Below are 14005 nucleotides of genomic sequence, written 5' to 3'. Positions count from 1 at the left end.
ATAACGTCCTTCGATCGGTCATAGGGCTCCCCATCGATTCCCTATGAATGTTGATGTATGATAGTTATAAATTTCTGTAAAACAGAAAGATGATGATGGCGGGCAGATATTTCATGAGCCGGGGGCGGGCTCGGGCGGTGCGGGCGTTCGCGGTGTTGTGCTTCCTGATTGCGGGGGCGGGGGTCGCGACGCTGCCCACGATGCTGGTGGGGCCGCAGTGGCAGGCCTTCATGATCGACTGCGACGACGGATGCCGCGCCAAGCCCCAGCCGCTCGATCAATTGTCGCCGGAGGTCCGGCATGTCATCGCCAATCTGCCCGAGGCCTCGGAACGCATGATCGCCGCCATGGCGGAACCCTATTGGTGGTGGCGGTTGTTGGGCATCCAGATGCTGGATGCCTTGCCCTTCACGCTGTTGTTCTTCTCGGTCGGCATGGCGCTATGGCGTTTCGGCAATCGGCAGGAGCATCGCGATTGGAGCGGAATGCGCTGGTTGCAGCGGGCGACCGCCGCGGGCATTGCCATGGCGATCGCCGAACCCCTGGCGCAAATGTTGCGGGATGCCGTCTTTCTGGGGGCGATGACGGATGTCGGGGCCTTTTCCTATTCGATCGAATTTACCCTGATTATCGAGCGACTGCTGCTCGCCTGTGCGGCCTGGGCCGCGACCTGGGCGCTGGCGGCGGGGTTGCGCGCGCGGGGCGATCTGGCCGAGATCGTCTGATGCCTGTGACCGTCCATCTCGATCTGATGTTGGTGCGCCGCAAGGTGAAGTCCAACGAACTCGCCCGCGCGATCGGGATCACCGAATCGAATCTGTCGCTGCTGAAATCGGGCAAGGTGAAGGGGGTGCGCTTTTCCACCCTGGCGGCCATCTGCCGCTATCTCGACTGCGAGCCGGGCGACATATTGGGTTACGAGCCCTCCGACGACGACCTGACCGCCGAGGATGGCGCCTGATCGGTCGCCAGCACGAGGGCGCCGGTCCGGCCGGTGATGATCGTGCAGCGGGGACCGAGCATCCAGAACTCGCTTTGGTTCCACGCAATGCCGTCACGGTTTAGCCAACAGGCTGGCAAGCTCCGCTACCCTCTCCCCTATCGCGGGGAGAGGGCGCGAATGTCCTGTAACGAGGTCAATAGGCGATGCGTTCGGCCTTGATGCCCTGCTTGGCGAGCTGTGCCTGGACACTGTCGTTGCCCGCCAGATGCCCCGCGCCGACCGCGATGAAGATGGTGCCGGGCTTGGCCATGCGCTCCTTGATCCATGTCGCCCAGCGGGCGTTGCGGTCGGTGAGCAGGGTCTTGGCGACCTCGGGCGAGTCTTTCAGGCTTTCGTTCATCGTCTTGGCCAGCGCGTCGGGATCGCCCTTGGCCCATTCGTCGACCATCTCGGCCATTTCCTCTCCCGCCTTGGGCAGGTCGTCGACCGTCGAGGTCAAAAACTCGATCTGTGCCTTTTGCGACAGGCCGTTGAAGAAGCCGATCTGCTGTTCGGCGGTTTCCAGCCCCGCGACGGGCTTGTTCGCCGCCTTGGCCGCGTCGGCCAGCACCGTCTCCGGCCCGTTCTTCGGATCGTAACCCAGCTTCTGGATCGGCGCGAGTGACAGGGTGACGCCCACCAGCCACGGCTTCATCCGGTCGAAGTTGCGCGGATCGGCCCCCAGATCGGTCACCGCCTTCAGATAGGCGCCGCGCTTGTCGGCGGGCAGCTGCTCGGTCAGGGTCGGGCCGGTGGTGACGAAACCGTTCTTCATCACGATCTGCTGCATCGTCGCCGGATCGGGCTGTACCATCTCCAGCATCAGCTGGTCGGACTTGTCGAAAGCGGTCTTCACCGCCTCGTCGAACCAGGACAGGCCGGGCTTCAGCACATGGATGGTGCCGAACAGATAGATGGTCGTGTCGGCATCCTTGACCACCCACAAGGCCGGATCGGCGTCATTGGGGTTCGGCGCGGGCTTGCTCTGGGCGCAGGCGGGCAGCGCCAGCATCAGCGCGAGCGAGGTGAGGGCGGCTTTCATGATCGTCTTCATGGGATCGGACTTTCGGAAAAGGAAGGGGCCGGATGGGAGAAGGGAGAGGTCAGGCATATTTGCGCCACATCCAGACGATGCCGCAGCTCGCCATCAGCGCGCCGTACATCCATTCGACCTGAAGGGGCGGCAGCACGCCGCCACGCCAGAGGAACCACCAGACGGGGGCGCCCAGGCCCACGACGTAAAAGGCCGCCAGCGCGCCGTCGCGATATGCGCGGCTCTCATGCTCGTCGACGACCCGGTGCCAGCGCCAGGAGATGATCGGCAGGAAGGCGCCCCACACCAGCGCCATGACGATCGCGAACCATAGCGGCAGCGGCGATGTCCACATATCGAGCGGACCGGGCTTGGCTCCGTGGGGCAGTTGGACGACGGACATGATTGCCATCGCAGCGCCGATCACGCCGCCCAGCGCCCCCGAAATGGCGACCAGTCGACGATTGGCGCGCTCGCTGGGGCCACGGGTGTCGCGCTTGGATAGATCGGTCATGGCCGCACCTCGATGGAAAGATGGACGGAAAACTTTGGGATTGCGAGCTTGTGGTCGGCAATGCTGGCAGTCCGTATGGTTGGGCGAAGCGTATCGAGCGTAATCTCGCTCACCCGTCCGACACCCCAGCCGAGCAACGATAGCGCGATACCGGTACCGATGGCCGTGCGGGTCAGAAGGCGGCTCATGACCGCACCCGGCGGATAAGGTAGAAGGTCAGGCCGATAACGAGCGCAATGCCCCAACTATGACCTTCGAAATCGGTTTTGTGCAGTTGCGTACCGATAATGGTCAGCACCGGATGCAGGACGAAGTTCGTCAACCCGATCACGGCCCAGGTCTCGATAGACAGCCGCCGGTGCATTTCGTCGGTCTCGCGCCAATTACGCCACACGACGAGGCTTCCGAAAACCAGGATTGCGAGAGCGGCAACTTGGCCAAAGAGCCCAGGTGTGACGGGAGAGGAAAGCGGTAAGTTTCTATTCGCGACGTCGATGGCCAATGGGGCGCTTATCATGCCCAGCATCGTGACGATCAAAAACTCTCTGCGCCGCCGTTTCTTCCTTAGCACGCGCCCCGCCTCGCGGCTCTCGCCCCAATGGGCGTCGCGTTCACTCGCCGTCATGTTCATCATCGAAAATCTCCTCGATGGGCATCTCGAACAGCCGTCCGATGCGGAAGGCGAGCGGCAGCGAGGGGTCGTATTTCCCCGTCTCGATGGCGTTGACGGCCTGGCGCGACACATCCAGCCGCCCGGCGAGTTCCGCCTGGCTCCAGTTGCGTTCGGCGCGCAGCACCTTGAGGCGATTTTTCATGTCCACCTCCTCTTGCATGGCCAACCTCCCTTTGTCACCCATGCGTGACGTAATGTCAGGTGACCATGACAAAGTGACAGCGAGTCGCGACATTGTCAACAAGACCTGACAAAATATCATGGGTGGCTGACTTGTCGGGGTGATTAGGGCGGCCGCTCGCCTTGACCGCACAAGGGCCATCCGCCAAAGCCTGCCCCATTATGCAGACCCGAAACGGCCCCCCGGAAGGACCACTTTCCTTCCAGCGCATGATCCTCACCCTCCATGACTATTGGAGCGAGCGGGGATGCGTGATCCTGCAACCCTATGACATGGAGATGGGGGCGGGCACCTTTCACCCCGCGACCACGCTGCGCGCGCTGGGGCCGGACAGCTGGAACGCCGCCTTCGTCCAGCCGTGCCGCCGCCCGACCGACGGCCGCTATGGCGAGAACCCCAACCGGCTCCAGCATTATTACCAGTATCAGGTGATCCTGAAGCCCTCGCCCGCCGACTTGCAGGACCTGTATCTGGGCAGCCTGGCCGCGATCGGCGTCGACATGACCAAGCACGATATCCGCTTCGTCGAGGATGATTGGGAAAGCCCGACGCTCGGTGCCTGGGGCCTGGGCTGGGAAGTCTGGTGCGACGGGATGGAGGTGACCCAGTTCACCTATTTCCAGCAGATGGGCGGATACGACATGAAGCCGGTCGCAGGCGAGCTGACCTATGGGCTCGAACGGCTGGCCATGTACATCCAGGACGTCGACAATGTGTACGACCTGCGCTTCAACGATGCGGGCGTGAGTTACGGCGACGTGTTTCTCGAAAACGAGAAGCAGATGTCGACCTGGAATTTCGAGGTCGCCGACACCGACACGCTGTTCGACGCCTTCAAGAAGGCCGCGGCCGAGTGCGAACGCTGTCTGGAGGCCAAGCTGCCCATCCCCGCCTATGAACAGGCGATCAAGGCCAGCCACACCTTCAACCTGCTGCAGGCGCGCGGCGTGATCTCGGTGGCGGAGCGCCAGGCCTATATGGGCCGCGTCCGCGATCTGGCGAAGGGCGCGTGCGGCGCCTGGATGGACAAGAACGGCTGGGCCGCGTGATGACCGATTTTCTGCTCGAACTCCGCTCCGAAGAAATCCCCGCCCGGATGCAGGCGGGGGCGCGGGAGAATCTCGCCAAGCTCTTCACTGCCGAACTGGCGAAAGCCGGTCTGTCGGCGGGTGAGATCGTCACCTATGCGGGGCCGCGTCGCCTCGCACTGATCGCGCGCGGGTTGCCTGCCGCGACCGAGGCGGTGTCCGAGGAAGTGAAGGGCCCGCGCGCCTCCGCCCCGCCGCAGGCGCTGGAGGGCTTCCTGCGCAAGACCGGGCTGACGCGCGAGCAGCTGACCGAGCGCGACGGCGTGCTCTTCGCGATCACCGAAAAGCCCGGCCGCGCGACGGCGCAAGTGCTGGCCGAGGCGATCCCCGCGATCGTCCGCGCCTTCCCCTGGCCCAAGTCGATGCGCTGGGGGGCGGAGTCCGCCTCGACCGAGTCGATGCGCTGGGTCCGTCCGCTGCACGCCATCGTCGCGCTGTTCGGGGCTGAGGTGGTGCCCTTCGAAATTGCCGGGATCACCAGCGGCAATGTCACGCGCGGCCACCGCTTCCACGCGCCCGCCGAGATCGTGCTGACCGGCGCCGACACCTATGTCGAACAGCTTCGCGCTGCCAAGGTGCTGGTCGACCAGGACGAGCGCGCCGCGATCATCCGCGAGCGCGCGTCGGCGCTGGCCGCCGAGGCCGGGTTGGAGCTGGTCGAGGACGAAGGGCTGGTCGCCGAGAATGCCGGGCTGACCGAATGGCCGGTGCCGCTGCTCGGCCGCTTCGACGAAGCCTATCTGGACGTGCCGCCCGAAGTCATCCAGCTGACCGCGCGGGTGAACCAGAAGTATTTCGTCTGCCGTTCGACCGACGGCAAGCTGGCGAACGCGTTCGTCTGCACCGCCAATATCGAGGCGACCGATGGCGGCGCGAAGATCGTCGAGGGCAATGGCAAGGTGCTCGCCGCCCGCCTGTCCGACGCGCGCTTCTTCTACGAGACGGACCTGAAGACGAAGCTCGACGATCTGCGGCCCAAGCTGGAAAAGATCGTTTTCCACGAAAAGCTCGGCACCGTCGCCGACAAGGTCGAGCGGGTGGCCAAGCTCGCCCGCTGGCTGGTCGAAGAGGGTATCGTCGGCGCAACGCCCTCTCCCCATCGGGGAGAGGGAGGGGACCCGCGGCAAGGCCGTGGGGAGGGTGAGGGGCAGCCCGGCAGCGCCTCGCCCGTGTCGGCCCCTCACCCCGGCCCTCTCCCCGATGGGGAGAGGGAGCGGCTCGCCGATCTGGCGGAGCGCGCCGCGTATCTGGCAAAGGCCGATCTCGTCACCGGCATGGTCGGCGAGTTCCCCGAATTGCAGGGCTTGATGGGCGGTTACTACGCCGCCGCGCAGGGCGAAGACCCGCGCGTCGCCGAGGCGGTTCGCGATCACTACAAGCCGGTTGGGCAGGGGGATGATGTTCCTACTGCTCTGGTTACGGTGGCTGTGGCGCTGGCGGACAAGTTGGATAGCGTCGCACAGTTCTTCATGGTCGGATTGAAGCCCAGCGGTTCGAAAGATCCGTTCGCTTTGCGCCGGGCGGCGTTGGGTATCGCCAGCACCATCCAGCAGAACGGCCTGCGCTTGCCCTTCTACGCGGCGAGCATCCGGGCCATGGGCAATGTCGACCACGGATCGACGGAAATGATGGACTTCATCATCGACCGCCTGAAGGTTCAGCAACGCGAAGCGGGCGTCCGTCACGACCTGATCGACGCGGTGTTCGCGCTCGGTGGCGAGGACGATCTCGTCCGCCTGCTCGCCCGCGTCCATGCGCTGCAAGCCTTCGTCACCACCGACGACGGCACCAACCTGCTCGCCGGGTATAAGCGCGCCGCGAACATCCTGAAGAAGGAAGGCGTCGAGGGCGACCAGGCCTGGAGCGCGCCGACCTATACGCTCGAACCCGCCGAGGCCGATCTGATCGCCGCGCTCGACGCCGCCGAGCCCAAGGCGGCTGAAGCGGTGCAGGCCGAGGATTTCGAGGTCGCGATGGCCGCGCTCGCCTCGCTTCGCGCGCCGATCGACCGGTTCTTCGACGATGTGACCGTCAACGACGCCGATCCGGCCAAGCGGACCGCGCGTCTTGCGCTGCTCGCCCGTGTCCGGGCCGCCGTGCATACGGTGGCGGATTTCTCGCGGATCGAGGGATGAGTTGAGCCGGATCGGGAGACGGGGGCGCACGTTCCTGTCTTCCCCTCCGGCAATATCGCCTTATTAACACCGACGCCTGTGTCCCCAGGGCGTCGGACGTGACGACCAGTAAAGGATCGAACCGATGACCTATGTGTACCGTTTCGGCGGCGGCGTTTCGGACGGCGGTAAGGGGGACAAGAACCTGCTTGGCGGCAAGGGCGCGAACCTGGCCGAGATGGCCTCGATCGGGCTGCCGGTGCCGCCGGGCTTCACCATCTCGACCGCGATGTGCACCCGCTATTATGAGGATGGCGAGCAGTTCCCGCAGGAGCTGCGCGACGAGGTGGCCGACGGCATCGCGCATATCGAGGCGGTGACGGAGAAGCGCTTCGGCGATCCGGAAAACCCGCTGCTGGTCTCGGTTCGCTCGGGCGCGCGCGTGTCGATGCCGGGTATGATGGACACGGTGCTGAACCTCGGCCTGAACGACGAAACCGTCGAGGGGCTGGCGAAGAAGGCGGGCGACGAGCGTTTCGCCTGGGACAGCTATCGCCGCTTCATCCAGATGTATGCCGATGTCGTCCTGGAGCTGGATCACGGTGCCTTCGAGGAAGCGCTGGAGATCGCCAAGGAAGACAACGGCTTCACCCTCGACACCGAGATGTCGGCCGAGGACTGGAAGGCGCTGGTCACCACCTACAAGGGCCTGGTCGAGGAGCAGTGGGGCAAGCCCTTCCCGCAGGACGTGCACGACCAGCTCTGGGGCGCGGTCGGCGCGGTGTTCGGCTCGTGGCAGTCGGAGCGCGCGAAGGTCTATCGCCGCCTGAACGACATTCCCGCCGACTGGGGCACCGCCGTCAATGTCCAGGCGATGGTCTTCGGCAATATGGGCGACACCTCCGCGACGGGCGTGGCCTTCACGCGCGATCCGTCCAAGGGTGACCGGGCCTATTATGGCGAGTTCCTGATCAACGCGCAGGGCGAGGACGTGGTCGCGGGCATCCGCACGCCGCAATATCTGACCAAGGCCGCGCGCGAGGAAGCGAACGCCAAGCCCGCCTCGATGGAAGAGGCGATGCCCGAGGTCTATGCCGAGCTGGCCGCCGTCTTCGACCAGCTCGAGACGCATTACCGCGACATGCAGGACATCGAGTTCACGGTCGAACAGGCCAAGCTCTGGATGCTCCAGACCCGCTCGGGCAAGCGCACCGCCAAGGCGGCGCTGAAGATCGCGGTCGACATGGCAAATGAGGGGCTGATTACCCGCGAGGAAGCGATCGCGCGGGTCGATCCGGCGGCGCTCGACCAGTTGCTCCACCCGACGCTCGATCCCGATGCTAGCCGCGACGTGCTGACCAAGGGGCTTCCCGCCTCGCCGGGTGCGGCCTCGGGCAAGGTGGTGTTCGACGCCGATGCCGCCGAGCGTGCGGCGGCGGCGGGCGAGGCGGTGATCCTCGTCCGTGTCGAAACCTCGCCGGAGGATATTCACGGCATGCACGCGGCCAAGGGCATCCTGACCGCGCGCGGCGGCATGACCAGCCATGCGGCGGTCGTGGCGCGCGGCATGGGGCGTCCCTGCGTCTCGGGCGCGGGTTCGCTGGCCATCGACAACAAGGCCAAGCTGCTGCGCGTGGGCAGCCGTGAGGTACGCGAGGGAGACATCCTGACGCTCGACGGTTCGACCGGCGAGGTGATGGTCGGCGCGGTGGCGACCGTGCAGCCCGAACTGGCGGGCGACTTCGGCACGCTGATGGAATGGGCCGACCAGGTCCGCCGCCTGAAGGTCCGCGCCAATGCGGAAACCCCGCTCGATTGTCGCACCGCGCGCGAGTTCGGCGCGGAGGGCGTCGGCCTGTGCCGCACCGAGCATATGTTCTTCGACGCCGCGCGGATCACGGCGGTGCGCCAGATGATCCTGGCCTCGGACGAAGCGGGCCGCCGCGCCGCGCTCGCCAAGCTGCTGCCCGAACAGCGCGCCGACTTCACCGCGATCTTCGAGGTGATGGCGGGCCTGCCGGTGACGGTGCGCCTGCTCGACCCGCCGCTGCACGAATTCCTGCCGCAGCAGGAGGCCGAGTTCGCCGAGGTCGCGACGGCGGCGGGCGTGGACGTCGATACGCTGAAGCGCCGGGCCAACGAACTCCACGAGTTCAACCCGATGCTCGGCCATCGCGGCTGCCGCCTGGGCGTGACCTATCCGGAAATCTACGAGATCCAGGCGCGCGCCATCTTCGAGGCGGCGCTGGACGTGGCGGAAAAGTCGGGTGAGGCCCCGATTCCCGAGGTCATGATCCCGCTGGTCGCCACGCGCCGCGAGCTGGAGCTGATGAAGGCGGTGGTCGACAAGGCAGCACAGGCCGTCTTCGCCGAACGCGGCAAGACGGTCGAATATCTCGTCGGCACCATGATCGAACTGCCGCGCGCCGCACTGAAGGCGGGCGAGATCGCCGAGGTCGGCGAATTCTTCTCCTTCGGCACCAACGACCTGACCCAGACGACGCTGGGCGTCAGCCGCGACGACGCGGCGCGCTTCCTGAGCGCCTATGTCGAAAAGGGCATCTACGCCAAGGACCCGTTCGTCAGCCTGGATGTGGACGGCGTGGGCGAACTGGTCAGCCTGGCCGCCGAGCGCGGTCGCGCGACGCGGCCGGGGATCAAGCTCGGCATCTGCGGCGAGCATGGCGGCGATCCGGCATCGATCGCCTTCTGCGAGTCGGTCGGGTTGGATTATGTATCGGCCAGCCCGTACCGCGTGCCGATCGCGCGGCTGGCGGCGGCGCAGGCGGCGTTGAAGGCGCGGTGATTGTCGGGGGAGGGGGTTTGGCGGGTATGCCGCCTGGCCCCTTTCCCTCCCCCATCCCCTCCCGCCTGCGGGAGGGGCGCGTTGCTGGGCAGCGGTTTTGCTTATCTCAGAAGCTATAGCCTAGTCGAAGCGCTGGACGTTTCCGCCAGGCACACCCCTCCCGCAAGCGGGAGGGGATGGGGGAGGGCAGGGTGTCTCACCGAGCCCTAACCCACGAAACCAATCACCCGCGCGTCGTAACCCGGTTGCCGAAGTCGAACCACCCGCGACGCTCACCCGCCGGATAGGCCGGACGCGCCGCGCTCGCCGCGACTGGGCGATAGGTCGACGCCGGGGCGGCCCGCTCCACCACCGGCGCGGCCGCGACCGGCTGGGCACTCGCCAGGCGGCGGTTTTCCTTTTCCAGTTCGGCGATCCGGGCCTGCGCCGCCGTCAGCTTGGCCTCGGTATCCTTTACCTGCGCGGCATGGGCATCCCGCTCGGTGGCGTAGCGGGTGCGCCATTTCCGCCCGCCCGGATGGCTCGCCAGCCCGAAGAGCCAACCCGCAATGAGGACCAGCCCCAGCACGGCGAACTGCGTCGTCGAAGTGAACAGCATCGCGTCGATCCCATCCTGTTGAATTTGGTCTGTTACGACGGGTCAACGACTGGCGGGGGCGCTGGTTGCGAGCGGCGGGCTTATTGCCCGGCTGTCCCTATTGTCCGGCGATCAGCGTATCCTTGATCGAACAGGCGGCGGGGCCGAGGATGACGACGAACAGCACCGGCAGGATGAACAGGATCAGCGGAACGGTCATGATCGCGGGCAGGCGCGCGGCCTTTTCCTCGGCGCGCATCATGCGTTCGTGACGGAATTCGGCCGACAGGACGCGCAGGGCGCTGGCCAGGGGCGTGCCGTATTTCTCGGTCTGGATCATCGTGGTGACCACCCCGCGCAGCGAATCGAGGTTCACCCGCATCGCCAGGTTTTCCAGCGCCTGCCGCCGATCGGTCAGGAAACCGAGTTCGACCGAGGTCAGCTGAAATTCGTCACCCAGTTCGGGATAGGCGCGACGCAACTCCCGCGACACGCGGGCAAAGGCGGCATCGACGGTCAGCCCTGCCTCGGCGCAGATGACCATCAGGTCGAGCGCATCGGGCAGGCCCTTGCGGATCGCGGCGGTCCGCTTGTCGACCTTGTTCTTCAACGCCAGGTCCGGGGCCTTATAGGCCAGCAGGAGCGTACCCGCGACGATCATATAGCAGCTGAAGCCGCTCCAATCGGCAAAGTCCCCGGTGCCATAGACCCACAGGGCCATGCCGCCGCCCAGCACGATCGGCAGGGCCAGCCGTCCGAAGATGACCGCGAAGACCATGTCCTTCGACCGGATGCCCGCCTGGAGCAGGCGCAGCTGGATCGCCTTGACCTGTTCGTCCTGCAGCATCTTGAGCGCGCCCAGGACGGTGCGCATCCGTTCCAGCAACGTGGCGCGGTCGATCAGCTGCGCACGGCGCTTCGGCGCACTGTCGATCCCGGCCTTCAGCATCTCGCGTCGTTCGTTCAAGGCGCGCACCCGCTTCGTCATCGGGTCGCGCTTGCCGATCAGGGCGTAGCCTGCGACCAGCAGCGCAAAGACGCAGACGCCCCAGAGCAGCGCGCTGAACGATGCGGGGTCGAGGCCGAGAGGGGCGGGCGCGGGACTGGTCATTCAGATCTCGAAACTGATCATGCGGGACATGATGAAGGCGCCCAGGCCCATCCAGACGAAGCCCGCCGCCCCGACAAGCATCAGGCGCGGATCGATGAAGAAGCGGGCCATATAGGGCTGGTTGATCATCCAGATCATGCCGAACACGGCAAAGGGGAGGAAGCCGATGATATAGGCCGACGCCTTGGATTCGGACGACATCGCCTTGATCTTCAGCTTCATCTGCGCACGCTTGCGCAGCACATCGGCCAGGTTGGACAGCGTCTCGGCCAAGTTGCCGCCGGTCTCGCGCTGGATGGCGATGGCGATGACGAAGAAGCGGAATTCGGGAATGTCGAGCCGGTCGGCGGTTTCCTGAAGCGCGGCGTCCATGCTGCGGCCGATGCGCATCCGGTCGGTGACGGCGCGGAATTCCTCGCCGATCGGACCCGGCAGTTCGAGCGCGACGACCGCCATCGTCTCGCTGATCGGCAGGCCCGAGCGCAGGCCGCGGACCAGCAGCTCGATGGCATCGGGGAAGCGGACGACGAACTTGTTGCGCCGCTTCGCGATCATGCGGCCGACGAGGAGATGCGGCACCCAGAGGCCGAGGCACAGGCCGAGCAGCAGCGCGCCGAAGAAGGGCAGGCCGAACAGCATCAGCAGGATCAGCATCGCGAACGACAGTCCCGCACTCGCCATGCCATATTGGCCGACGGTCCAGTCGCGTCCGGTACTGTCCAGCCGCGTGGCCAGCTTGGCGGGATTGGGAAGCAGGCGACCGAACGCCTTGTCCATCCGCGTGTCACCGGCCAGCGCGATCCCGCGCGAGGCGGCGACGGCCTCCAGCGGCTTGCCGAGGTCGAGTGCGACGCGACCGCGAAGCTCCGCCAGCCGCCGCGTCTGGCTGCGCGAGCGGGTGGGCGCGCCAAAGGCCGCCATGGCCAGTACCAGCGTCAGGAAGACGCCCATGGCCAGGAACAGGGTCGCCGTCATCGACATGGTCGTCAGTCGGCCCGGGCCCGCTTGCCGAGCAGCGACTTAAAGTCGAACCGGTCGAGCAGTCCGCGCTTGGCCGACATGTCGACGGTGCCCTCGGCCGAGGCGCAAAGCCGCTGGGTCAGCTCGATCAGCGGCGCGATGGTGCGCGAGGTGCGGCCGAGTTCGGCGATGGGCTTGCCGACCTTGGCGGCCTGGACGACCAGCTTGGGGTCATAGGGCATGACGAAATCGATCGGGCGCTCGATCGAGCCCTCGAAATCGCTCTGCGCGATCTCGCACTGGCCGGGCGGCTGCACCCGGTTGGCGATGGTCAGCACCGTCGCCTGCGGCGCATGGGTCTTGGCCCAGGACAGCAGCCGGATGGTATCGCGCGCGGCGGCCAGGGTCAGCTCGGTGACGAGCACGATGGTCTGCGCCGATCCGACCAGCATCGGCTGCTGGATCATCATCCCGCGCGGCAGGTCGACGATGGTCGTCTCGAAGTTCAGGCGCATTTCGTCCTGCAACTGGGCAAAGGCCTGGCCATCGGTCAGGATCGGCGCGCTGATCGGCGCTTCGGCCGACAGGATCGCCAGCTTTTCCGACGCCTTGACCATGGCGCGTTCCAGGAACAGCCCGTCGATGCGGCTGGGATTGTCGATCGCATCGACCAGCCCGCGTCCCGGCTCCAAGTCCAGCGCCAGCGCGGCGGTGCCGAAATGGACATCCAGGTCGAGCAGCGCCGTCGTCCGGTCGAGCCGTTCCGCCATCAGCCAGCCGAGCGAGGTGGCGATGGTCGAGGCGCCCACGCCGCCACGCACGCCGACCACCGCGACGCTGCACGTCGCCTTTTCGGGGGCCATCTCCATGGCGCGGGGCGCGTGCAGGATGGTGCGGGCCTGCGCGATCGTCTCGCGCAGCTGGTCGGCGTTGATCGGCTTCAACAGATAGTCGTGAAGACCGCTGGCGATCAGCGAGCGGTACAGCCGGACGTCGTTGACCGATCCGACCGCGATCACGATCGTGCCGGGTTCGCACACTTCGGCCAGGTTGCCGATCTCGTTGGCGGGATCGTCGGTATCGGTCAGGTCGACCAGCAGGATCTGCGGGCTGGCAGAGACCGACAGCGACTGGATCGCACCGGACAGGCCGCCTTTCATGACCTTGTCGACGGACCATCCCTGTTCGGCGACCAGCGGCCGGATCGCCTCGACCGTCCAGTCGTCGCTGACGAAGGCGAGGAACGGGTCGCGAATGGTCAGCATGGCGGGTTTCCAGGGGGCGTTCACTGTGCGCCTCCCGCAGACGCGCCACCGCCACTCTGGCTGCTATTGGGATCGCGCAGCACGGTGCCGCCACGCCCCGTCGGGGGAGCGGCGCGCAGGGCCTTGACCCCGCGGGTGCCCGTCTCGGTATCGCTGGTGGCGGCACCGGGCACGCCCTGTACCAGGTCGGTGGGGTTGGCGACCATCGCGGCAAGGTTGCGATTGACCGCGCAGCCATGGTTGGACGAGGTCTTGCCCTCCCAGTCGAGCGCGGTGTCGCTGCGCAGATCGGGACAGCCCGGCACGGTGGCACGGGCGCGGGTCACGACGACGCGGATCGTGGCGGGTGCGACCGGGCTGCGCGTGATCGGCGACGCCTGACCGAGCAGCAGGCCATAGCGGCCGACGACGCCCGCGACTTCGCGATAGGCGCCGGGGCCTTCGCCCGCCGGGTCCTCCACCGCGACGCGGTCGCCATAGCCGAGATGCAGGTTGCGTGCCCAGCCGTCGAGCCGCCGATCCTCATCCGCCGCCAGCCGTCCGCCGGACAGCGCCAGGTCGAGCGCATATTCGGTCTGCGACACCACCGGTTGATGCCGGGTCTCCAGATCCGGCTGACCGGCACCCATGCAGCCGCCGGTCATCAGCACCAGGCCGAGCGGCATCAGAAGGAGGGGCGAGCGACGCATGGGGCGCATTAT

At 66.4% G+C, this 14005-nt stretch carries 15 protein-coding genes; 5 read left to right on the top strand and 10 right to left on the bottom strand.

From position 1 onward, the window contains the following. The first annotated feature begins 113 nt into the window (after window positions 1-113). Both ACQR50_RS13260 and ACQR50_RS13255 read left to right on the top strand, forming a co-directional pair. Window positions 114-725, top strand: a complete 612-nt coding sequence (locus tag ACQR50_RS13260) for a hypothetical protein (protein WP_428968674.1) — start codon at window positions 114-116, stop codon at window positions 723-725. Continuing rightward, a complete protein-coding gene (locus tag ACQR50_RS13255) occupies window positions 725-961 on the top strand; it encodes a helix-turn-helix domain-containing protein (RefSeq protein ID WP_428968673.1) in 237 nt (78 codons plus the stop codon). The genes ACQR50_RS13260 and ACQR50_RS13255 overlap by 1 nt, the downstream gene beginning before the upstream one ends. A gap of 175 nt (window positions 962-1136) precedes the next feature. On the opposite strand, the gene ACQR50_RS13250 is transcribed toward ACQR50_RS13255, so the two are convergent. Genes ACQR50_RS13250 through ACQR50_RS13230 form a run of 5 tightly spaced genes read right to left on the bottom strand, consistent with a single transcriptional unit; the run spans window position 1137 to window position 3344 of the window. Continuing rightward, the gene (locus tag ACQR50_RS13250; protein ID WP_428968672.1) at window positions 1137-2036 is read right to left on the bottom strand and encodes a TraB/GumN family protein; all 900 of its coding nucleotides are present in this window, start codon (window positions 2034-2036) and stop codon (window positions 1137-1139) included. Window positions 2037-2085: 49 nt separating this feature from the next. After that, window positions 2086-2529 (bottom strand): hypothetical protein, encoded by a 444-nt coding sequence (locus ACQR50_RS13245; RefSeq protein WP_428968671.1) that lies wholly within the window; start codon window positions 2527-2529, stop codon window positions 2086-2088. Beyond that, window positions 2526-2717, bottom strand: coding sequence for a hypothetical protein (locus tag ACQR50_RS13240; RefSeq protein WP_428968670.1), 192 nt, complete (start codon window positions 2715-2717; stop codon window positions 2526-2528). The genes ACQR50_RS13245 and ACQR50_RS13240 overlap by 4 nt, the downstream gene beginning before the upstream one ends. Next, window positions 2714-3163 carry a hypothetical protein gene (locus tag ACQR50_RS13235; RefSeq protein ID WP_428968669.1) on the bottom strand — a complete coding sequence of 150 codons (450 nt, stop codon included), beginning with the start codon at window positions 3161-3163 and terminating at the stop codon, window positions 2714-2716. Before ACQR50_RS13235 ends, ACQR50_RS13240 begins: the two co-directional genes overlap by 4 nt. Next, the gene (locus tag ACQR50_RS13230; RefSeq protein ID WP_056434642.1) at window positions 3141-3344 is read right to left on the bottom strand and encodes a helix-turn-helix transcriptional regulator; all 204 of its coding nucleotides are present in this window, start codon (window positions 3342-3344) and stop codon (window positions 3141-3143) included. Before ACQR50_RS13230 ends, ACQR50_RS13235 begins: the two co-directional genes overlap by 23 nt. A gap of 248 nt (window positions 3345-3592) precedes the next feature. Here ACQR50_RS13230 and ACQR50_RS13225 point away from each other — a divergent pair, with 248 nt between their 5' ends. The 3 genes from ACQR50_RS13225 (at window position 3593) to ppdK (ending at window position 9391) form a co-directional block, all read left to right on the top strand. Beyond that, window positions 3593-4432: a glycine--tRNA ligase subunit alpha gene (locus tag ACQR50_RS13225; RefSeq protein ID WP_056434449.1), complete on the top strand. Its 840-nt coding sequence runs from the start codon at window positions 3593-3595 to the stop codon at window positions 4430-4432. Further along, window positions 4432-6606, top strand: a complete 2175-nt coding sequence (gene glyS / locus ACQR50_RS13220; protein WP_428970703.1) for a glycine--tRNA ligase subunit beta — start codon at window positions 4432-4434, stop codon at window positions 6604-6606. The genes ACQR50_RS13225 and glyS overlap by 1 nt, the downstream gene beginning before the upstream one ends. 124 nt (window positions 6607-6730) lie before the next feature. Next, a complete protein-coding gene (gene ppdK, locus ACQR50_RS13215; protein ID WP_428968668.1) occupies window positions 6731-9391 on the top strand; it encodes a pyruvate, phosphate dikinase in 2661 nt (886 codons plus the stop codon). Between the two features lie 223 nt (window positions 9392-9614). On the opposite strand, the gene ACQR50_RS13210 is transcribed toward ppdK, so the two are convergent. From ACQR50_RS13210 to ACQR50_RS13190, 5 genes are all read right to left on the bottom strand, one after another. Next, window positions 9615-9989, bottom strand: coding sequence for a hypothetical protein (locus ACQR50_RS13210; protein ID WP_428968667.1), 375 nt, complete (start codon window positions 9987-9989; stop codon window positions 9615-9617). 97 nt (window positions 9990-10086) lie between these two features. After that, the gene (locus tag ACQR50_RS13205; protein ID WP_428968666.1) at window positions 10087-11079 is read right to left on the bottom strand and encodes a type II secretion system F family protein; all 993 of its coding nucleotides are present in this window, start codon (window positions 11077-11079) and stop codon (window positions 10087-10089) included. Beyond that, window positions 11080-12060, bottom strand: coding sequence for a type II secretion system F family protein (locus ACQR50_RS13200; protein ID WP_428968665.1), 981 nt, complete (start codon window positions 12058-12060; stop codon window positions 11080-11082). It abuts the gene before it with no gap. Between the two features lie 5 nt (window positions 12061-12065). Further along, window positions 12066-13328, bottom strand: coding sequence for a pilus assembly protein CpaE (locus ACQR50_RS13195; protein WP_428968664.1), 1263 nt, complete (start codon window positions 13326-13328; stop codon window positions 12066-12068). After that, window positions 13325-13993, bottom strand: coding sequence for a CpaD family pilus assembly protein (locus tag ACQR50_RS13190; RefSeq protein ID WP_428968663.1), 669 nt, complete (start codon window positions 13991-13993; stop codon window positions 13325-13327). The genes ACQR50_RS13195 and ACQR50_RS13190 overlap by 4 nt, the downstream gene beginning before the upstream one ends. Window positions 13994-14005: the final 12 nt, after the last annotated feature.

The organism is Sphingomonas sp. Xoc002 (assembly GCF_050408055.1).
Taxonomy (GTDB): domain Bacteria; phylum Pseudomonadota; class Alphaproteobacteria; order Sphingomonadales; family Sphingomonadaceae; genus Sphingomonas; species Sphingomonas yabuuchiae.
Note: the sequence above shows the minus strand (reverse complement) of the source record. Positions and strands in the feature narration are given on the sequence as shown.